The organism is Micromonospora globbae, from assembly GCF_003610785.1.
GTDB lineage: Bacteria > Actinomycetota > Actinomycetes > Mycobacteriales > Micromonosporaceae > Micromonospora > Micromonospora globbae.
In genome coordinates, this window is record NZ_RAQQ01000011.1 from 43114 (window position 1) to 64018 (window position 20905).

A 20905-nucleotide genomic window follows, 5' to 3' on the forward strand; every position below is an offset into this window, starting at 1 on the left:
CGGTCGCGTCCGCGCCGGCCGCTTATCGTCCCTCGGCGGGGCGGACAGGTTCACGATCACGCGGTATCGGGGATGTCGTGGTCGCCCGGCCGGTGCGGGACGACGACATCCCGGATCAAGGGCGATCCGAGGAGCGGCGTCAGCGGCGGGCCGTGCCGGCCCGGGCGGCGGCCGTCAGCGCGCGGTGCAGCAGCCGGGCGTCGCCGAGCAGCCCGCGCAGCCGCCGTTCGAGGCCCGCGATCGGGATGAGGTTCTGCGGGGCACGCGGGTCCTTGTACGGGGTGGAGGCGAAGCGGGGGAGGGTGACCAGGGAGAGGTCGGCCAGCTCGATCGCCTCGGTGACGTCGAGGTCGGGGGAGCACTCCACACGGACGATGCCCGCCCAGGGAGCGCCGGCCGACACGGGCAGCCGCAGGTACCAGGACCACCCGCCCCAGGCGGTGCCGACGCGGAACACCGGCGAGCGCTGCCCGGCCGCGAGACCCGTCACCACCGCGGTGAGCCGCGCGTCCAGGTACTGGCTGTGCTGCGTCTTGATGTAGCCGAGGGTGCGCGGCAGGTTCCGGCGGCTGCGCAGCGGCCCGTCCACCACCAGCAGGTCCCCGTCGGTGCGCACCGCGTCGGAGACGGCCACCTCGAGCGCGGTCAGCGGCCCCTGCACGGCGGCGGGCAGCTTCGCCAGCTCCCCGGTGCCGCCGACCCGGTGCACCGGGTAGCGCACCGACCCGGCCACCACGTCCCGCGCCGACGGGCTCGCCGTGAACAGGCCCCGGCCGACCCGCGTACCGGCCAGCTGCGCCGAGCCGCGTTCCAGGTCGCAGCGGACCACCCCGGCGGCGTACGAGGCGGCGAGGCCGGGGAAGGAACCGCCGTCCTCCTCGGCCGTCCAGATGCTCGCGTCGATGCGGCGCACCCCGTCCACGAGCAGCACCACGTCGGGCGCGCGCACCCCGGCCCGTACGTCGATGGCCCGCCAGTCCACGGCCGGCAGCTCGGCGTCCGTCTCGACCTGCGCGCTGCTGGGCGCGGCCGGGCCGGTCGCGGTCGCCTCGAACGACGCCCCGTACGACGGGTCCCACGCGTCGACGTAGAACCGCCCGCCGGGCGCCGTCACCGGCCCACCCGTTCCACCCGGGCCGACCGGGCGTCCTTGCGGACCTCGAAGCGCACCGGGATCCGCTCGGCCAGCGCCGGCACGTGGGTGACCACGCCCACCATCCGGTCGCCCCGGGCGGCGAGGTTCTCCAGCGTGGCGGCGACCGTGTCGAGGGTGGCCGCGTCCAGGGTGCCGAAGCCCTCGTCGAGCACGATCGACTCGAGGCTCGCCGCCGTGGTGGACATCCCGGCGAGCTGTTCGGAGAGGGCGAGCGCGAGGGCCAGGGACGCCTGGAACGTCTCGCCCCCGGACAGGGTGCGCACGCCCCGGCGCAGCCCCGCGTCGTGGTGGTCCACGACGAAGAACTCACCCTTGTCGTGCACGAGGTCGTACTGGCCGCCCGACAGCTCCCGCAGGATCCGCGACGCCCCGTCGACCAGCAGGTCCAGCGCCTCGGCGAGCAACCACCGCTCGAAGTTGTTGGCCCGCAGGTGACCGGCGAGCGCGCGGGCCACCTGCGCCGCGCGTTCGTGCCCGGCGCGCTGCTCGCGCAGCTCGGCGGCCTGCTCGCGGCGTTCCACCAGCCGGCGCCGGTCGGCCTCGGCCCGCTCCACGGCGACCGTCGCGGCGCGGACCGGGTCGTCGGTGGCCGGCAGGCCGGCGTCGGTGAGGATGCCCGCGATCCGCTCCGCCACCGCCGTGGCGGCCTGCTCGGCCTCGGCGACGGCCGCCGCGAGACCGGACCGCTCCGTCTCCCGGCGGCGCGCCTCGGCGCCGGCCCAGTCGGCGAGCGCGGCCCACGCGGCGGCGACGTCGTCCCGGTCGGCGGCCGGCGGGCCGAAGCGGGCCAGCCCGTCGCGGGTGCCGTCGAAGCGCCGCCACGACGCCCGCATCCGCTCCTCGGCCGTGTCCAGCGTGCCCCGGGCGCGCCGCGCGGCCTCCCGGCCGGCCCGGACGCCGGCGGCCGCCTCGTCGAGGGCCCGCCGCAGCCGGGCGTGCTCGGCCAGCCGCTCCCGCAGGCTGTCGGCCGTGGGAGCTCCGGCGAGCCGGTCGTCCAGTTCGGCCAGGCGGGAGCGAAGGCCGTCGTGCTCGGTGCGTACGCGCAGCAGCACCCGGTCCAGCTCCCGGGCGGCCGCGTCGCGCTCCTGCACGACCCGCTTGGCCGCCTCGCTCGCCGCCCGCGCGGCCTTGCCCGCCTCCACCGCCCGGGCCACCGCCGACCCGGCCGGCACGGCCGGCACGTCGGTCACCACCTGCTCGCACACCGGGCAAGGCGCCCCGTCGATGAGGTGCGCCCGCAGCGCCATGGCCTGGTCCGTGGCCTTCGCCTCCTCGTGGGCGCGGAACGCCGCCGCCAGCTCCTCCTCGGCCCGCTCCGCGGCCGCCCGGGCCTGCGCGAGCGCCTCGGCGGCCGCCTCGTGCTCGGCCTCGGCCGCCTCCATCGCCGCGCGGACCGTCTCGACCTGGCCGGCCACCTTCTCCCGCTCGGCGTACGCGTCCAGTTGCCGTCGCAGCGCGCTCTCGTCGCCGGCGGCGGCCAGCTCGCCGCGCAGCTTCTCCTCCCGCTCCTCGGCCAGCGACACGGCGCGCGCCGCCGCCTCGGCCTCGGCGCGCGCGGTCGTCACCGCCCGGGCCACCTCGGCGATCCCGTCCGGCGCCCGGACCGCGCCCAGCACGGCCAGCTCGGCGTCCAGGGCATCGAGGGCGGCGGCGGCGTCCCGCGCCGTCGCCCGGGCCGCCTCCAGCTCGGGTACGGCGTCGGAGACCGCGGCGGCCAGCTCCCGCATCCGGTCCGCCTGCGCGGTGGCCCGGGCGAGCGCGTCGTCGTCGACGTCGGTGAGTCCGGCGAGAAGCTGGTCGACCGCCTCCAGCTTCGCCTCCGCCTGCGCGGCGCGGGCCGTGGCCCGCTTCTGCACCTCCTCGTACACGCCGAGGCCGAGCAGGTTGACGAGGATCTGCTGCCGGGTGGCCGGCTTGGCGTGCAGGAAGTCGGCGAACTGCCCCTGCGGCAGCAACACACAGCTCGTGAACTGCTCGTACGGCAGGCCGACCGCCTCCAGCACGGCCTCGTCCATCTCGGCCGGCGTGCCCGCCACCACCTCGCCGAGATCCTCCGGGCTGAGCCCGGTGTCGAGCTTGGTGACGTCGAAGCCGGCCGGCATCAGCTGCAGCCCCGCGTTCGCGGTCTTCACGTTGCCCCGGCTGTCCCGCCGGACGACGCGGGTGGCCACGTAGCGGGCCCCGGCGGACTCGAAGACGAGCCGCACCCGGGCCTCGGCGGCGGACGGGGCGAGCGCGTTCGCCAGCCCCCGGGTGCCGCCCCACCTCGGCACCGTGCCGTAGAGCGCGAAGCAGATCGCGTCGAGCACCGTCGACTTGCCCGAACCCGTGGGGCCGACCAGCGCGAAGAAGTCCGCGTCGGTGAAGTCGACGGTGGTCTCGTCCCGGAAGACGGTGAAGCCCGCCATGTCCAGCCGGATGGGTCGCATCAGTGGTCGACCTCCTCGAGCAGCTCGTCGAAGAGCCGCTGGACGTCCTCGTCGGCGTGCCCGCGGCTCGCCAGGTAGTCGGCGAACAGGTCGCGCGGCGAGCGGCCGGAGCGCTGGGCCACCCGGGTGCCGCTGCCCGGCGCGGGCACCAGCTCCGGATCGATCCGGATCTCCAGCGCCCGGGGCAGCAGCTCCTGCACCTCCTCGCGCAGCCCGGCCCGGGGCTGCTCGCGCACGTACACCCGCAGCCAGGCGTCCGGCTGGTCGAGTTCGGCGAGCTGGGCCAGGGTGCCCCGGACGGTGCGCAGGGCCGCCGCCGCGGTCACCGGCACCTCCCGCACCCGGGCGGCGGTGTCGGCCGTGACCTCCACGATCGTCACCGAGGGCACGTTCTCCTGCTCCCCGAAGTCCACGGCGAGAGGGCTTCCGCTGTAGCGGACCGGGCAGGGCCCGTCGACCCGCTGGGCGCGGTGCAGGTGGCCGAGCGCCACGTAGTGCGCGGTGGTCGGGAAGACGGTGGCCGGCACCGCGTAGCCGAGCACCGTGTGGGCGTCGCGCTCGCCGCCGCCGGTCGCCGCGCCGGTGACCGTCAGGTGCGCGGTGACCAGGTGCACCCGGCCGGCCTCGGTGAAGCTCTCGGTGAGCCGGCCGAGCACGCGGCGCAGGTGGTCGGCGTACGTCTGGTTGGCCTCGGCGGCGGTCAGCTCGTACATCTCGACCGCCCGCACCGCGTAGCGCTGCGACAGGAACGGCAGCGCGGCGAGCCGCCACCGCTCGCCGCCCGCGGTCGTGCCGTCGATGACGTGCTCGTCCGGGTTCTCCCGGACGCTGCCGCGCAGCGTGATCCCGGCGGCCTCGGCCCAGGGCCGCAGCGCGTCCAGCGCCGCGCCGTTGTCGTGGTTGCCGCCGATGGCCACCACGTCCGCGCCGGTCCGACGCAGCGCGGTGAGCGCGCGGGTCACCAGCCGGGTCGCCTCGGGGGTCGGCGCGGCGGTGTCGTAGAGGTCACCGGCGACGATGACCAGGTCCGGCTGCTCGGCGCGGGCGATGTCGATGACGCCCGCGAGCACCGCCGTGTGCTCCTCGGCCCGGGACCGGCCCTTGAGGACCTTGCCGACGTGCCAGTCCGAGGTGTGCAGGATCTTCACGGTGCCGCCCCCTAGAACGGGATGTCGTCGTCGGTGCCGCCGCCCGAGCCCACGACCGCGAACGGGTCCGCCGACTGGGTGATCGAACGGAGCGTCGGCGACGGCGCGCCGCCCGCCTCGCTCACCCGGGTCGCCCAGGCCGGGAACGGGAACTCCAGGCAGAGCGGGACCGGGATGTCCGGCTGGTTGACGAACATGGTGCCCGGCTTGGCCAGCAGGGCCCGCTGCCGCTGCGCCGGCGGCAGGAAGCCGTACTCGGGCCGGGACGCCTCGGCGGGATCCAGCCGGCCGACGACGCGGATCGCCGAGTTGGTGACGATCCGCCGCTCCACCTCGCTGGCCGTCTGCTGCGCCCCGACCAGGATCACGCCGAGCGAGCGGCCCCGCTCGGCGATGTCGAGCAGCACCTCCTTGATCGGCGAGGAGCCCTCCCGCGGCGCGTACTTGTTCAGCTCGTCGAGGACGACGAAGAGCAGCGGCTTCGCCGTGCCGGCCTTCTCCTTGCGTTCGAACTCGCTCTTGAGCGTCACACCGACGACGAACCGCTGGGCGCGGTCCGGCAGGTTGTGCAGGTCGACCACGGTGATCTGCGCGCTCTCGGCCGTGTTGATGCGGTGCGGGCGCCGGGTCGACAGGTCGCCCCGGATGAGGCGGCCCAGGTCCTTCTTGCTGCCGATGAGGCGGCGGGCGAAGGCGTTCACCGTGCCGAGGCCGACGGCGCTGCCGGCCCACTCGGCGCGGGCCTCGTCGTCGTTCAACTGCTCGACGACGTGGTCGACCAGGTCGGCGTACGTGCCCAGCCGCACCCCGTCGATGCTCACCCCGCCGTCGGCGGGCTGCGCGTAGCGGGCCAGGTGGGCGGTGACCGAGTGGACCACCATCGTGTACTGCTGGCGTTCGTCGTCGGCGTCGGCGAACACGTACGGCAGGAGCCGGTCGGCGCAGAACTCCGACAGCGTCCAGTAGAAGCTGTCGACCCCGGTGAGCCGGCTGCTCACGTCGGGGGTGCCCGAGGCGTCGCCGACCCGGGGCGGGGCGTGGACGCGGACGTCGGGGAAGGCGCCGGCGTCGAGGCCGAGGCGCGCGTAGGCGGCCCGGGTGTCGTCGTCGAGCCGGGCGTTCGGGTGGTCGAGGAAGAGCAGGTCCTCGCCCTTGACGTTGAAGATGAGGGCCTTGGCGTTGACCGCGTCGCCGCCGAGCACCCCGGAGCGGAAGACCGAGTAGAGCAGGAAGGTGGCGAAGCTGGTCTTGGTGGCCACGCCGGAGATGCCGGAGATGGAGACGTGCGCGCCGCGGGTGCCGTCGAGGAAGTCGGCGTTGAGGTAGACGGGCACGCCGTCGCGGCCCATCCCCATCGGGATCCGCCGCTCCATCCGGTCGAAGTGCAGCGCGCGGGCGCGGGCGTCGCCCTCGGCCCGGTGGACCACGGCGCCGGGAGTCGGCGGCACGTAGAACTCCGGGTCGACCCGCGTGGTCGTCACCTCGGCCGCCTCCTGCACCTGGGCCGGGAGGGTGCCGTCGGCGATGGCGAACACGTCCGAGTCGAACTGGGCGCCCTCGTGCCGGGCGCGCACCTGGGTGACCACCCCGGCGATCGTCACCGGCTCGCGGTCGGGCAGCTCGCGCCGGGTCACCACCACGTCGTCGAGTTGCAGGTAGCTGCCGGGGGAGACGGCCGTCCAGAACTGCAGTGGCGTGGCGTCGGCGGTGCCGAGCACCCGGCCGACGCCCTCGCCAGGGCCGTCGAAGCCGTCATCGGTCATCGGGCAACTCCGGTCGGCTGGTCATCGCGGTCGGCGCACACGTGGTGCATCCTGCCCGAGGAGTACGACAGGTCGCCACGCGACGCGGCGGACATTACGCCGGCACGTGGCCGCCCCGCCGCAGCGTCACCCCGCCGGCACGGTGGGTGCCGGCGTTGGCGCCGCCACGACGGCCGGCGTTCGCCCCGCGTGCCGGCCACGCGTGGCGTGGGTGCCGGCACCCGTCGGTCGTGGGTGGCGCGGGCGCCGACCTCAGTCGCGCGCGTAGCGCAGCAGCAGCGTCCCGTCGTCCGCGGCGAGCACGTGTCGCAGGGGGAGCCGCCGCGGCGGGCTCGGCTCACCGGCGACGATGCGGCCCGGCCCCGCGCCGGCCAGCAGCGGGGCGACGGTGAGGCACAGTTCGTCGACGAGGTCGGCCGCGGTGAGCGCGCCGAACAGCTGGGGGCCGCCCTCGCAGAGCAGTTGGCCGAGGCCGCGCCGGCGTAGCTCCGCGAGCCCGGCGGCGAGGTCCACCCGGTCGGTGCCGAGGCGCACCACGTCGGCCACCTTCTCCAGGTCGGGCCGGCGCGGAGCCTCGGCGCGGGTGAGCACCAGCGGGCGCACCGGCGCGTCGGCGAAGGCGGCCTGCGCCGGGTCGAGGTCGAGCGAGCCGGAGACCACCACCAGGGTGGGGTACTCGGGCAGGCCGTGCTCCCGCCGCCAGGCGCGTCGGCGCTCGTCCAGGCGCACCGCGCGGTAGCCCTCGTGCCGCAGCGTCCCGGCGGCCACCACGAGCGCGTCGCAGAGCATCCGGAGCAGGCCGAAGACGCGCTTGTCCGGCTCGCCGGACAGGCCGGCCGAGTAGCCGTCCACGCTCACCGCGCCGTCGAGGCTCGTCACGAAGTTCATTCGCAGGCGCGGCCGGTCGGCCCGCGCGTAGAGCGCGGTCAGCGCGTCGTCGTCGAGGGGTCGCGCCGGGGGCGCGGGCCAGATCCGGCCGATCGGGATTCCGACGCTCATTCGCTGGCCGGACCGGTGACCGGAGGGGTCGGTCGGGGGGTACGGTGCTGGCAGTCGCACCAGTTCCGCCCCGGACAGTCGTCGTGCCGCCTCGCCCGGCACGCTCGGCAGATCATGCTCGCAGCCTATGCCGAGGAGGAGGGGGACAGCATGCCGCGTCAGATCTTCCAGCTGAGGATCTCCCTTGTCGGGGTCCGCCCGCCGGTCTGGCGCCGGGTGCTCGTGCCGGCCGGTTACACCCTCGACCGGCTGCACCGGGTGATCCAGCACGCGATGGGCTGGCGCGACTGCCACCTGCACTCGTTCGAGATCGACGGCCTCCAGTACGGCGAGCCCGACCCGGACGGCGAGCTGGCGCTGCACGACGAACTCGACGTCCGGCTCGACGCGGTGCTCGGCAAGGGCAGCCGCTTCGAGTACACGTACGACTTCGGCGACTGGTGGGAGCACGAGGTCGTGGTGGAGGACGCGGTCACCGCCGACCCGGACGAGCGGTACCCGGCCTGCCTGGACGGTGAGCGGGCGTGCCCGCCGGAGGACGTGGGCGGCGTGTCCGGCTACCGGGCGCTGCTCGCCGCCCTGGCCGATCCCGGCCACCCGGAGCACCACGCCATGCGGGACTGGGTGGGGGACGCCTTCGACCCGGCCGCGTTCGATCCCGGCCGCGCCGCCACCCTGCTTCGCCGCTTCTGCTGACGCGCCGCGGAGGCGCCGTGCGCCGCCGCCCCGTGGCCTCTCGTCGGCGGTAACAATCTGGGAACGCTCCCAGTGGTCTATTGACACCCTCGACACGTGCCCGCAATCTCATGGGAGCGCTCCCGGATCAATGCGCGCATCGACGGGAGCGCTCCCGGCGCGTGGGGCCGAGGCTCCCCGGCCACACGAACCAGGCGGAACACGGCACGAGGCGTGACCACCGAACCGGAGAGTCGGGGAGCACGCCGCACCACGAGCACACCAGAACCACCACACGAGCAACCCACCTGAGAGGGGTCAGGGATGAGCGTCATCAGGCGCCGGCTCCGCACTGTCGCGGTCGCCGCGCTGGCCGCGGGCGTGGCCCTCGGCAGCACGGCGTGCAGCAAGAGCAATGACGACGAGGCAGGCGAGGGCGGGCAGGTCAAGCTGGTCCTCCAGACCTTCTCCAACTTCGGTTACGACCAGGCCATCAAGGACTTCGAGGCGGCCAACCCGACCATCAAGGTCGAGCACCAGCGGATGGGCGAGCTGCGCGACTTCCAGCCCAAGCTGGTGCAGTGGCTGGCGGCGGGCAGCGGCGCCGGTGACGTGGTCGGCCTGGAAGAGGGTGTGCTGCTGCAGTACGTCCAGAACCACGACAAGTTCACCAACCTGCTCGACCTCGGCGCCGGCGAACTGAAGGCCAACTTCCCCGAGTGGAAGTGGAACAACGCCCTGACGCCGGACGGCAAGAAGCTGATCGGCCTCGGCACCGACGTCGGCGGCCTGGCCATGTGCTATCGCAAGGACCTGTTCCAGCAGGCCGGCCTGCCGACCGACCGGGAGACGGTCTCCCAGCGGATCAAGACCTGGGACGACTACATCGCGCTCGGCCGCGAGTACAAGGCCAGCGGCAAGGTCAAGGCGGCGTGGCTCGACAGCGCGACCAGCCTCATGCAGCCGTACGTGATGCAGAACTCCGAGGTCTTCTTCTTCGGCAAGGACAACTCGTTCATCGGCGACACGAACCCGGTGATCCGCAAGGCGTGGGACACGGGTCTGCAGATGGCCGCCGAGGGGCTGACCGCCAAGGCCCAGCGCTGGAGCGCGGACTGGGACGCGGCGTTCAAGAACAACGCGTTCGCCACCATCCCCTGCCCGGCCTGGATGACCGAGGGCATCATCGCCCAGCGTTCCGGCCCGACCAACGCCGGCAAGTGGGACATCGCCACGATCCCGGGCGGCGGCGGCAACTGGGGCGGCTCCTACCTCGCCATCCCGGCCCAGACCAAGCACCCGAAGGAGGCGTACCTGCTGGCGAAGTACCTGACCAGCAAGGAGGGCCACCTGGCGGCGTTCAAGGAGGCGGGGGCCATGCCGTCCAGCATCCCCGGCATCGAGGACCCGGCCTTCAAGGGCAAGACGAGCGAGTACTTCAGCGGCGCCCCGGTCGGCCAGATCTTCGGTGACAGCGTCAAGAACATGAAGCCCGTCTTCCTCGGTGCCAAGCACCAGCAGGTGTGGGAGACCATCGTCGAGCCGCAGATGCAGGCGGCCGAGCGCGGCCAGCTCAGTTCGGCCGCCGCGTGGACCAAGGCGATGGACGAGGCCAAGAAGGTGTCGGCCGGCTGAACCGCCGGTGACCAGCCCGGCTCACGGACACGGGGTGCCGTGAGCCGGCGGCGGCGCCCATGCCCGGCACGGGTGTGGGCGCCGCCGCGAGGCCGCCTCCTCTCTTCCCGGAAGGACCTGCCATGAGTTCCACTGTCGGCGCGGCACCGCCACGGCGGGCCGCCACGCCAGCTCGTCATCGACCACAGCCACGCCGTTCCTCGTACCGGCTCGGCCGCTGGGACCTCAAGTACTCGCCGTACCTCTACGTCGCGCCGTTCTTCGTCCTCTTCGGGATCTTCGGCCTCTTCCCGCTCCTCTACACCGTCTACGTCTCGCTGTTCGACTACGAGCTGCTGAGCGGCACCCGGGAGTTCGCGGGTCTGGAGAACTACCGCGTCCTGCTGGCGGACGCCCAGTTCTGGAACGCCGCGTACAACACCGTCGGCATCTTCGTGCTCAGCACGGTGCCGCAGCTCATCGTGGCGCTCCTGCTCGCCAACCTGTTGAACCGTCAGATGCGCGGTCGCACGCTGCTGCGCATGGGCATCGTGGTGCCCAACATCACCTCGGTCGCGGCGGTCGGCATCATCTTCGCGCTGATCTTCGCCGACCGGTACGGCCTGGTGAACTGGCTGCTCGGCACCGTCGGCATCGACCCGGTCGCCTGGCGGGACAACCGCTACGCCTCCTGGCTCGCGATCGCCTTCATGGTCGACTGGCGGTGGACGGGCTACAACGCGCTGATCTACCTCGGCGCCATGCAGGCCATCCCGCGGGACCTGTACGAGTCGGCCTCGTTGGACGGCGCCTCGGCCTGGCGGCAGTTCTGGCAGATCACCGTGCCGCTGATCCGGCCGACCATCCTCTTCACGGTCATCATCTCCACCATCGGCGGATTCCAGATCTTCACCGAGCCCCTCATGTACGGGCACGGGATGGTCCGCGGTGGCGCGGAGCACGAGTTCCAGACGCTGGCCATGTACATCTACGAGCAGACCTTCACGGGCAACGCGGAGTACGGCTACGGCGCCGCGATGTCGTGGCTGCTCTTCCTGATGATCATCATCTTCGCGCTGATCAACTTCGCGCTGGTCCGGCGCTCGGTGAAGGGGGAGCAGAAGTGACCACCACCCAGGCCCTTCCCCGATCCGTCACCCCGCCGCCGCGGGCCCGCCGCGGTCGTACGCCGGGAGCCCGGCTCTGGGAGGCCAGCCCGCTGACGTACCTCGCGCTGATCCTCGGGTGCGTGCTGTCGGTCTTCCCGATCGTCTGGTCGTTCATCATCGCCTCGCGGGACAACAGCGCCGTCTACGACATGCCGCCCACGCCGGGCGGGATGCTCTTCGAGAACATCGACCGGATGCTCGCCAACGAGGACGCCGCGTTCCTCTACGGGCTGGTCAACTCGGCCGTGGTGTCGACCATCGTCACCGTCTCGGTGATCTTCTTCTCCAGCCTGGCCGGCTTCGCGCTCGCCAAGCTGCGGTTCCGGGGCCGCAACGGCCTGCTCCTGGTGATCGTGCTGACGATGATGGTGCCGACCCAGCTCGGCATCATCCCGCTCTACCTCATGATGGTCGAGCTGGAGTGGACGGGGACCCTGCAGGCGGTCATCGTGCCGTTCCTCGTGCAGGGGTTCGGGGTGTTCATGATGCGCCAGTACGCCCTGGCCGCGGTCAGCGACGAGCTCATCGAGGCCGCCCGCCTCGACGGCTGCTCGACCTGGCGGATCTACTGGAACGTGGTGCTGCCCGCGCTGCGCCCGGCCGCGGCCGTACTCGGGCTGCTGACGTTCATGCAGACCTGGAACGAGTTCCTCTGGCCGTTCGTCGTGCTCACCCCGGACACCCCGACGGTGCAGTACTCCCTCAAGATCCTTTCGTCCGGCCTGTACCAGACCGACTACACCGCGCTGTTCGCCGGCACCGCGTTGGCGACCCTGCCGCTGCTGGTCGTGTTCCTCGTCTTCGGCCGCCAGATCATCGGCGGGATCATGGAAGGTGCCGTCAAGTCGTGAGCAACCCTGCCACCCCGACCGCCCTCGGCGTCCTCGACGAGCGCCCGCCACTGACCTTCCCGCCCGGCTTCCTCTGGGGCGCGGCGACCGCGGCCTACCAGGTCGAGGGGGCGGTCGCCGAGGGCGGCCGAGGGCCGTCGATCTGGGACACCTTCAGCCACACGCCCGGGCGGGTACGCGAGGGGCACACCGGCGACGTGGCCTGCGACCACTACCACCGGCTCGGCGAGGACGTGGCCCTCATGGCCGAGCTGGGGCTCAAGTCGTACCGCTTCTCGGTCGCCTGGCCGCGGGTGCAGCCCGGCGGCGCCGGCCCGGCCAACCCGGCGGGGCTCGACTTCTACCGCCGGCTCGTCGACGAGCTGCTGGCGCACGGCATCGAGCCCTGGCTCACCCTGTACCACTGGGACCTGCCGCAGCCGCTGGAGGACGCCGGCGGCTGGCCGGCCCGCGACACGGCCGGCCGGTTCGCCGACTACACCGCGCTGGTCGCGGACGCGCTCGGCGACCGGGTGCGCTACTGGACCACGCTCAACGAGCCGTGGTGCTCGGCGTTCCTCGGCTACGGCTCCGGGGCGCACGCGCCCGGCCGCTCCGACGGGGCGGACGCGGTCCGGGCCGGGCACCACCTGATGCTCGGCCACGGGCTCGCCGTGCAGGCGCTGCGGGCCGCGCGCCCGGAGGCGCAGGTGGGGGTGACGGTCAACCTCTATCCGGTCACCCCGGCCACCGACACCCCGGGCGACCGGGACGCGGCGCGGCGGATCGACGCGCTCGCGAACCGGTTCTTCCTCGACCCGCTGCTGCGCGGGGCGTACCCGGCGGATCTGCTGGCCGACCTGCGGCAGGTGACCGACTTCGGCCACGTGCGCGACGGCGACCTCGCGGTGATCGCCAGCCCGCTGGACCTGGTGGGCGTCAACTACTACAGCCGGCACGTGGTGGCCGCGCCCGTCGAGGGCGTCGCGCCCGAGCCGTACTGGCGCTCGCCGTCGTGCTGGCCCGGGAGCGAGGACGTCCGCTTCGTCACCCGGGGCGTGCCGGTCACCGACATGAACTGGGAGATCGACGCCCCCGGCCTGGTCGAGACGCTGCGCCGGGTGCACGAGGAGTACACCGACCTTCCGCTCTACGTGACCGAGAACGGCTCGGCCTTCGTCGACGAGGTCGTGGACGGCCGCGTCGACGACGCCGACCGGCTCGCGTACTTCGACGCCCACCTGCGCGCCGCGCACGAGGCCATCACCGCCGGCGTCCCTCTGCGCGGCTACTTCGCCTGGTCACTGATGGATAATTTCGAGTGGGCCTGGGGCTACACCAAGCGGTTCGGCATGATCTACGTCGACTACGAGAGTCAGGCCCGCATCCCGAAGTCCAGCGCCAGGTGGTACGCCGAGGTGATCCGACGCAACGGTCTGGCCGCAGAATAGGCTCGGGCCAGCATGCGGGCGGTCCGGCGCCACGGTCGGCGGCGGCGCCGGACCGCCCGACGTCGGAGGAGCAGACGATGACAACGCAGCGCAGCCGGTCGCTGGGCCGCCCGACCCTCGACGCGGTCGCCGCCCGCGCCGGCGTCGGGCGCGGCACGGTCTCCCGGGTGGTCAACGGGTCGCCGCAGGTGAGTCCGGAGGCGCGGGCCGCCGTGGAGCAGGCCATCGCCGAGCTGGGGTACGTCCCGAACCGCGCCGCCCGGGCCCTGGTGACGCAGCGGACCGACTCCGTGGCGCTCGTCGTCTCCGAGTCCGGCGACCGGGTGTTCACCGAGCCGTTCTTCGCCGGGATCGTCCGGGGCGTCAGCTCCGCGCTGCTCGAGACGCCCATGCAGCTCTGGCTGGCCATGGCCCAGTCGCCGCTGGAACGCGAACGCGTCGAGCACCACCTGACCAACCAGCACGTCGACGGCGTCCTGCTGCTCTCCCTGCACGACGCCGACCCGCTCCCCACGCTGCTCGAGGAGCGGGGCCTGCCGAGCGTCCTCGGCGGCCGGCCGGCCCGGATGCTGCAACCGGGCGCGCAGCCGGCCTGGTTCGTCGACGTCGACAACGTGGGCGGCGCCCGGCAGGCGGTGGAGTACCTCGCGGTGCGCGGGCGGAAGCGGATCGCCACCATCGCCGGTCCCCAGGACATGGGCGCCGGCCTGGCCCGCCTCACCGGCTACACCGAGGCCGTCGCGGCCTCCGGGGGCCGGGTCGATCCGAACCTCGTCGCGTACGGCGACTTCAGCGAGGAGAGCGGGGCGGTGTGCATGCGCCGGCTGCTGGAGGTCTGCCCGGATCTCGACGCCGTCTTCGTGGCCTCCGACCTGATGGCCTTCGGCGCCCTGCGTACGCTGCGTGAGGCCGGCCGGCGGGTGCCGGACGACGTGGCGGTCGTGGGCTTCGACGACGCGCCGATCGCCCGGCAGGCCGATCCGCCGCTGACCACCGTCTTCCAGCCGGTGGAGGAGATGGGGCGGCAGATGGCCCGCCTGCTGGTTGCCCGCATCCGCGGCGAGGAGATCGCCTCCCCGAACATCCTGCTGGACACGCGACTGGTCGAGCGCGGCACGGCCTAACCCCCTCCCCCCGCCACCTAACCCCCGCGATCTTGCACTTCCTGCCCCGACATCCCGGACAAACCACGCGATCCGGGGGCCGAAAGTGCAAGATCGCGGGCGAGAGGGGGGTCAGCGGCTCGGGGTGTGGCGGCGGAGTTCGCGGCGGGCGAGGGACGCCCGGTGCACCTCGTCGGGGCCGTCGGCCAGGCGCAGGGTGCGGGCCTGCGACCACAGGGCCGCGAGCGGGGTGTCCTGGCTGACGCCCGCGCCGCCGTACGCCTGGATGGCCTTGTCGATCACCCACTCCGCCATCGCCGGCGTGGCGATCTTGATGGCCTGGATCTCCGTGTGCGCGCCCTTGTTGCCGACCGTGTCCATGAGCCACGCGGTCTTGAGCACCAGCAGGCGGGCCTGCTCGATGCGGACCCGGGACTCCGCGATCCACTCCCGCACCACGCCCTGCTCGGCGAGGGGCCGGCCGAACGCGACCCGCTCGGTGACCCGCCGGCAGAGCAGTTCGAGGGCCCGCTCGGCCATCCCGACGAGGCGCATGCAGTGGTGGATGCGGCCCGGGCCCAGCCGGGCCTGGGCGATGGCGAAGCCGCCGCCCTCCTCGCCCACCAGGTTCTCCACGGGCACCCGGACGTCGGTGAAGTCGATCTCGGCGTGGCCGCCGTGCGCGGCGTCGCTGTAGCCGAACACCGTCATGCCCCGCCGGACCGTGACGCCCGGGGTGTCCCGCGGCACCAGCACCATGCTCTGCTGCCGGTGCCGGTCGGCGTCCGGGTCCGTCTTGCCCATGACGATGAAGATCTCGCAGCGCGGGTCCATGGCGCCCGACGACCACCACTTGCGGCCGTTGATCACGTAGTGGTCGCCGTCGCGGGTGATCCGGGTGGCGATGTTCGTGGCGTCCGACGAGGCGACGTCGGGCTCGGTCATGCAGAACGCGGACCGGATCTCGCCCTCCAGCAGCGGACGCAGCCACCGCTCGCGCTGCTCCTCCGAGCCGAACTCGGCCAGCAGCTCCATGTTGCCGGTGTCCGGCGCGGCGCAGTTGAGCGCCTCCGGGGCCAGGTGCGGGCTGCGCCCGGTCAACTCGGCCAGCGGCGCGTACTGGAGGTTGGTGAGCCCCGCGCCGTAGCGCCGGTCGGGCAGGAACAGGTTCCACAGCCCACGCTTGCGCGCCTCCGCCTTCAGCTCGGCCATCACGGGCGGACGCGCCCACGGGTCGCCGGCCTCGGCCACCTGCGCGGCGTGCACCGCCTCGGCCGGGTACACGTGCTCGTCCAGGAACGCCGTCAGCTCGGCGCGCAGCTCCTCCGTGCGGGTGTCGTACGCGAAGTCCATCAACGCTCCCCGGCGGCCGTCAGCCCGTACGCGATCAGCGGCGCCACCATGTCGCCGATCCGGTCGAATCCCGCTCCGAGGGTCTGCCCGAGCGCGTGCCGGTAGTGGATCCCCTCGCAGATCACCGCGAGCTTGAAGCAACCGAGCGCGACGTGCCAGTGCAGCGGGCCGACGTCCACGCCGCTGCGGTCGGCGTACCGCTCGATCAGCTCGGCGCCCGTGGGGAAGCCGGCCCGGGGGCCGAGCCCGTCGGCCACGGGGTTGCCCTCGGCGGTCTCGCTGCCGCCGAGCACGTCCCAGTACGTCAGCAGCAGGCCCAGGTCGGCCAGCGGGTCGCCGAGGGTGGCCATCTCCCAGTCGAGCACGGCGCGGACCGCCACCGGGTCGACGGTGGCGAGGAGGTTGTCCAACCGGTAGTCGCCGTGCACGATCCGGCCCGCGTTGGCGCTGGCCGGAACGGTCGCGGCCAGCCGGTCGCGCAGCTCGTCGGCGCCGGGCAGCGGGCGGCTGCGGGAGCGGTCGAGCTGCGCCGCCCAGCGGCGCACCTGCCGCTCCAGGTAGCCCTCCGGCCGGCCGAAGTCGGCCAGCCCCACGGCCGCCGGGTCCACCCGGTGCAGGGCGGCCAGGGTGTCCATCATGGCCATGGCCAGCTCGCGGCGGCGCGGCGCGCCGAGCGGGTCGGTCTGCGCGCGGGTGCGGAAGACCTCGCCGGCGACCCGTTCCATGAGGTAGAACGGCGCCCCGATCACGTCCGGGTCGGGGCAGTGGAGCAGCGCCCCGGGGACCGGCACCTCGGTGGGCGCGAGCGCGGAGATCACGCGGAACTCGCGGGCCATGTCGTGCGCGGTGGCCAGCACGTGCCCCAGCGGCGGGCGCCGCAGCACCACCTCGCGCTCGCCGAGGAACAGCAGGTACGTGAGGTTCGACTTGCCGCCGGCGATCAGTTGGGCCCGCAGCGGGCCGCCGGCCAGGTCGGGCCGGTGCCGGGCGAGGTACGCGCCGAGCCGGTCGAGGTCGACCCCGGCGGGCGCGCCGTCGCCACCGGTCGGGGGCGGGGCGGCGGGTTCCACCCCGGCGGGGGAGTCCGGGGTGGCTCCCGGCCGGAGCGCGTCGACGGCCGGATCGGTCATCCGATTAGTTGATGGCAGCTCCGCCATGTTGTCAAGGTCGGATTTTGCGTCCGGGACATGCCGCGGCAACAGGGGCGAAACGGACGGTGACCAGGCTGGAGACCAGCCTGCCGGCCACCGGCGCCGGCCCGCCGACCGGAGGGGACGACATGTTGCTACGAGTTCGGGTGACCCTGCCGGACCGCCCCGGCTCCCTCGGCCAGGTGGCCCGGACGCTGGGCGTCTCCGGCGCCGACATCGTCCAGGTCGTGGTGCTGGAACGCCTCGGCGGGCGGGCGGTCGACGACTTCACCGTCGTCTGGCCCGGCGCGGCCCGGGTCGAGCGGCTGCTGGCCGGCCTCGCGGCGATTCCCGGCGTACGGGTGGACGGGATGTGGCGGGCGATCGGCGCGCCCACCGCGACGGGGCAGGACGCCGAGCTGCTGGCGCAGGTCGCCGCGAACCCCGCGGACGGGCTGGCCACCCTCGTGGACGCGGTGCCCGGGCTGCTCGCCGCCGACTGGGCGGTGGCCGCCGTGGTGCCGGTGGACTGGGCGTCCCGGTCCGGCGGCGGCACGGCGGCGATCGGCCACGCCAGCTGGCGCGCCCCCGTGCCGCCACGGCTGCCGGAGGTGACCCCGCTGCGCGCCCGGGCGATGACCGCCGCCGACGGCACCCATCACGCGGTCGCGCCCTTCGGTCGGGCCGGCCTGGTGCTGGTGGTGGCGCGCGAGCACGCCGACCCGCTCACCGCCGCCGGGTTCCACGCCACCGAGGTGGACCGGCTGGCGCAGCTGGTCCGGGCCAGCGCCGTCATCCTCGGTGACCGGCTGGACCTGGTCGGCCAACCCCCGGTGACCGCCTGATCCCGAGGCGGCGGCGGACGGTTCGGGCATCGCGCGGGTGTGACGCGGATCGCCGGCGGGTCGCGGAGCCGTCACCGCCGGGCAATCGGCCGGCAACAGCCGCCGCCGAGGGTGGTACCCGGGGAAGGGAGCCAACCATGACGTTGTGGCGGATCCGGGCCACCGTGGACGACCGGCCCGGCTACCTGTCGGTGCTCACGGCGAGCCTCGCCCTGCGCGGGGTCAACATCCTCGCCGTGCAGGTGCACACCACCGAGCGGGGCGCGGTGGACGACTTCCTCGTCGACGCGCCGGACGCGCTCGACGAGTCCGACCTGCTGGCCGCCGTCGAGCGGGGCCGCGGGCGGGACTGCTGGGTGGCGCGCAGCGAGGCGCGCGGGCTCGTCGACCAGCCCACCCGCGTGCTCGGGCTGGCCACCCGGCTCGTCCGCGACCCCGAGGCCACCGGTGCGGCGCTGCGGACGCTCGTCGGCGCGGACGCCGTGACCTGGCGGCCGGAGGCCGCGGACACCGAGGTGGGGATCGCGGGCACCACGATGCGCCTCGCCGACCTGGGCGGGGGCGCGTTCACGCTGCGCCGGGCCGCACCCGAGTTCACGCCCGCCGAGTACGCGCGGGCCCAGGCGCTGGTCGAACTGGCCGCCGCCGTCGTACGCCGGGCCGCCGAGCAGGTCACGCTGGTGCTGCCCGACGGCGCCGAGCTGGCCGTACGGCCGGCGGTCGCCGACGACCTGCCGGCCGTGCTCGACCTGCACGAGGGCTGCTCCGCGCGCAGCCGGTACCGCCGCTACCTCGGTGGCGCGGCCGTGCCGGCGCCCGCCCGCTTGCGCCGGATGCTGGAGCCGGCCCGCGGGCTGACCCTGGTCGCGGCGACCGTCGACGCCGGCGGTGCCGCCGAGTCGGTGGTGGCCATGGCGAACCTGCTCGGCGAGGGGGACGAGGCCGAGGTGGCCCTGCTGGTACGCGACGACTGGCAGCGCCGCGGGCTCGGGGCGGCGTTGCTGCGCCGGCTGGTCCGGCACGCCGAGCAGGCCGGTTACGCCGCGCTGGTGCTGCACACCCAGGCGGAGAACGGCCCCCTGCTGCGTACCGTGCACCGCCTGGGCCGCCCGGTGCGCACCGACCCGGACGGCGCCCTGCTCACGCTCACCCTGCCGCTGACCGTCCCCGCCCGGACGCGGTGAAGGGGCCCCGGTAGGTGCAGGAGCCCCGGTGGAGCAGGGGCACGCCCGTCCCGGTGGGTGCGGGCCCCGCACCCACCGGGACGGCGTCACGGCGATGCGGCGGTCAGGTCGCCGGGTAGCGGCTGTAGTCGGGGAAGTTGCCGTACAGGCGCTCGTCGCCGCCCTGCGTGACGGCCTGCACGAGCAGTTCACCGCCGACGAACGCGCCCTTCCACGAGGCGCCCCGCCCGCCGAACGGCTCCTCGCGGTCGCCGCGCGAGCGGGGCTTGTTGATGCCGACCTTGAACGCCTGGAGGTCCACCGCGAGCTTGCCGGCGAGTTCCTCGTCGTCGCAGGCCAGCGAGGCGACCAGCGCCCCGTTGGAGGCGTTCATCTGGGCCAGCAGCTCGTCGGTGGTGTCCACCACGACGATCGTGTCGACCGGCCCGAACGGCTCGGCGTGCATGAGCCGGGACCGGCCGGGCGGCGCCAGCAGCACGGCCGGCGCCACGTACGCGGAGGTGTCCTGTCCGGGCAGGAACGGCGCGCCGTCGAGCTTGCCCCGGTGCAGCGGCACGGCGCCGCCGCGGACCGCCTCGTCCACCTTGCGCCGCAGCTCGTCGGCCTTGGCGGGGCTGATGAGCGGCCCGAAGTCCAGGTCGGGCAGCGGGTCGGCGGCCGACCAGCCGTCCTCGACGGCCAGCGGGTGTCCGAACCGGACGGAGCGCACCACCGGCAGGTACATGTCGAGGAACTGGTCGACCAGGTCGCGCTGCACCACGAACCGGGGGTACGCGGTGCAGCGCTGCTTGCCGTACTCGAAGCCCTTCTTCAGGTGCCCGGCGAGCAGATCCCACTGGGAGAAGTTCCAGATCCCCCAGGCGTTCAGCCCCTCCTGCTCGATGAAGTGCCGCTTGTCGGTGTCGAGCAGCGCGGCGGCCACCTTTCCGCCGTTGGAGCGCCCGCCGACGAAGGCGACCGCGCCGATCTCGGGCGCCCGGACGAGCACCTCGGACAGCTCCTCGCCGCCACCGGAGACGAGCGTGGCCGGCAGCCCGGCGCGGCGCATGAGCGCGTGCGCCACGGTGAGGCAGACCGCCCCGCCCTGGGACGGGGTCTTGGCGATCACCGCGTTGCCGGCGAGCAACTGCACCAGTTCGGCGTGCACCAGCACGCTCATCGGGTAGTTCCAGGAGGCGATGTTGCTGACCGGGCCCGGCAGCGGTTCCCGGCCGCCGGCGAGCATCCGGTCGATCTCACCGACGTACCAGCGGACGCCGTCGAGCGCCCGGTCCACGTCGGCGCAGGCCAGCCGCCACGGCTTGCCGATCTCCCACACGAGCAGGAGGGCGAGCAGGTCCCGGTGCGCGGTGAGGGCGTCCAGCGCCGCGACGACCCGTTCCTTCCGCTGGGCCAGAGGGGTGTCCGCCCAGTCGCGGTGCGCGGCGGCGGCGTACGCGACGGCCGCCCGGGCGTCCTCGGCGCCGAGCCGGGAGAGGTTGACGAGGACGGTGTTGTCCAGCGGGGTGCGTACCGGGGTGGGGGTGCCGACCGCCCGCCAGTCACCCTCGACGAGGTTGTGCAGGGTGGTCACGCCGTCGGCCGGGGCGCCGAACGCCTCCGGTGCGGCGGCCACGGCGCGGGCGAGGGTGTCCGACCAGGCGGTGCCCTCGGCGAGTCGTAGAGCCATCGCGTTCTCCTCTGGGTTGTCCGGGGGAGCGGCGGCGTCGATGGCACCGCTGGTGTCGCGTACTGTCGCGCGCCCCGCGACGGGCCGGCAACCGTACGCTCGTATGCCAGGACGGGTGATCCGGCCCGGCGCGCGGCCGCGGTGTCGTGCGCGGTGCCGTCGACCTGCGGAAAGTGCGACAGTGCATCGATGCCTGTGGATGATGTGACGTGTCCCCCGGCTGTCGTCGGCCAGTTGCTCGTCGGTACGGACCGGCGTCCCCCGCGGATCAACCGCCGGCACGGTCACCCGCCGGCGGGCTCCCCGCGCAGGATGCGGGCCCGACCGCCACCTGCCGGAAACAGCGACCGGCCCCCGGAGACTCCTCCGGGGGCCGGTCGTCCGCTG

At 74.1% G+C, this 20905-nt stretch carries 16 protein-coding genes; 8 read left to right on the forward strand and 8 right to left on the reverse strand.

What is annotated here, in order from left to right:
* Positions 1–139: 139 nt before the first annotated feature.
* From D7I43_RS16385 to D7I43_RS16405, 5 genes are all read right to left on the reverse strand, one after another.
* Positions 140–1114: a hypothetical protein gene (locus tag D7I43_RS16385; RefSeq protein ID WP_120329389.1), complete on the reverse strand. Its 975-nt coding sequence runs from the start codon at positions 1112–1114 to the stop codon at positions 140–142.
* The gene (locus D7I43_RS16390) at positions 1111–3585 is read right to left on the reverse strand and encodes an AAA family ATPase (RefSeq protein ID WP_120329390.1); all 2475 of its coding nucleotides are present in this window, start codon (positions 3583–3585) and stop codon (positions 1111–1113) included. Before D7I43_RS16390 ends, D7I43_RS16385 begins: the two co-directional genes overlap by 4 nt.
* Positions 3585–4733, reverse strand: coding sequence for an exonuclease SbcCD subunit D (locus tag D7I43_RS16395; RefSeq protein WP_120329391.1), 1149 nt, complete (start codon positions 4731–4733; stop codon positions 3585–3587). The genes D7I43_RS16390 and D7I43_RS16395 overlap by 1 nt, the downstream gene beginning before the upstream one ends.
* A gap of 11 nt (positions 4734–4744) precedes the next feature.
* On the reverse strand, positions 4745–6496 hold the full coding sequence (locus D7I43_RS16400; RefSeq protein WP_120329392.1) for an ATP-binding protein: 1752 nt from the start codon (positions 6494–6496) through the stop codon (positions 4745–4747).
* Positions 6497–6748: 252 nt separating this feature from the next.
* The gene (locus tag D7I43_RS16405; protein WP_120329393.1) at positions 6749–7495 is read right to left on the reverse strand and encodes a pyrimidine reductase family protein; all 747 of its coding nucleotides are present in this window, start codon (positions 7493–7495) and stop codon (positions 6749–6751) included.
* Between the two features lie 150 nt (positions 7496–7645).
* On the opposite strand from D7I43_RS16405, the gene D7I43_RS16410 reads away from it, so the two are divergent.
* The 6 genes from D7I43_RS16410 (at position 7646) to D7I43_RS16435 (ending at position 14358) form a co-directional block, all read left to right on the forward strand.
* The gene (locus D7I43_RS16410) at positions 7646–8191 is read left to right on the forward strand and encodes a plasmid pRiA4b ORF-3 family protein (RefSeq protein ID WP_120329394.1); all 546 of its coding nucleotides are present in this window, start codon (positions 7646–7648) and stop codon (positions 8189–8191) included.
* 303 nt (positions 8192–8494) lie between these two features.
* The gene (locus tag D7I43_RS16415) at positions 8495–9805 is read left to right on the forward strand and encodes an extracellular solute-binding protein (RefSeq protein WP_120329395.1); all 1311 of its coding nucleotides are present in this window, start codon (positions 8495–8497) and stop codon (positions 9803–9805) included.
* Between the two features lie 122 nt (positions 9806–9927).
* Complete coding sequence (locus D7I43_RS16420; RefSeq protein ID WP_120329396.1) at positions 9928–10911, forward strand: carbohydrate ABC transporter permease; 984 nt, start codon at positions 9928–9930, stop codon at positions 10909–10911.
* Positions 10912–11003: 92 nt separating this feature from the next.
* On the forward strand, positions 11004–11804 hold the full coding sequence (locus tag D7I43_RS16425; protein ID WP_240033012.1) for a carbohydrate ABC transporter permease: 801 nt from the start codon (positions 11004–11006) through the stop codon (positions 11802–11804).
* Positions 11801–13234, forward strand: coding sequence for a GH1 family beta-glucosidase (locus tag D7I43_RS16430; protein WP_120329398.1), 1434 nt, complete (start codon positions 11801–11803; stop codon positions 13232–13234). The genes D7I43_RS16425 and D7I43_RS16430 overlap by 4 nt, the downstream gene beginning before the upstream one ends.
* A gap of 77 nt (positions 13235–13311) precedes the next feature.
* Positions 13312–14358 carry a LacI family DNA-binding transcriptional regulator gene (locus D7I43_RS16435; RefSeq protein ID WP_120329399.1) on the forward strand — a complete coding sequence of 349 codons (1047 nt, stop codon included), beginning with the start codon at positions 13312–13314 and terminating at the stop codon, positions 14356–14358.
* Positions 14359–14469: 111 nt separating this feature from the next.
* Here D7I43_RS16435 and D7I43_RS16440 read toward each other — a convergent pair whose 3' ends face one another.
* A complete protein-coding gene (locus D7I43_RS16440) occupies positions 14470–15690 on the reverse strand; it encodes an acyl-CoA dehydrogenase family protein (protein WP_120329400.1) in 1221 nt (406 codons plus the stop codon).
* A complete protein-coding gene (locus tag D7I43_RS16445) occupies positions 15690–16820 on the reverse strand; it encodes a phosphotransferase family protein (RefSeq protein WP_120329401.1) in 1131 nt (376 codons plus the stop codon). Before D7I43_RS16445 ends, D7I43_RS16440 begins: the two co-directional genes overlap by 1 nt.
* A gap of 149 nt (positions 16821–16969) precedes the next feature.
* Between D7I43_RS16445 and D7I43_RS16450 the strand changes: the two genes are divergently transcribed.
* Together D7I43_RS16450 and D7I43_RS16455 are read left to right on the forward strand one after the other, a co-directional pair.
* Positions 16970–17665, forward strand: a complete 696-nt coding sequence (locus tag D7I43_RS16450) for an ACT domain-containing protein (protein ID WP_120329544.1) — start codon at positions 16970–16972, stop codon at positions 17663–17665.
* A 137-nt stretch (positions 17666–17802) separates the two neighbouring features.
* A complete protein-coding gene (locus D7I43_RS16455) occupies positions 17803–18849 on the forward strand; it encodes a GNAT family N-acetyltransferase (protein ID WP_120329402.1) in 1047 nt (348 codons plus the stop codon).
* Positions 18850–18952: 103 nt separating this feature from the next.
* Here D7I43_RS16455 and D7I43_RS16460 read toward each other — a convergent pair whose 3' ends face one another.
* On the reverse strand, positions 18953–20518 hold the full coding sequence (locus D7I43_RS16460; protein WP_120329403.1) for an aldehyde dehydrogenase family protein: 1566 nt from the start codon (positions 20516–20518) through the stop codon (positions 18953–18955).
* Between the last annotated feature and the right edge of the window lie 387 nt (positions 20519–20905).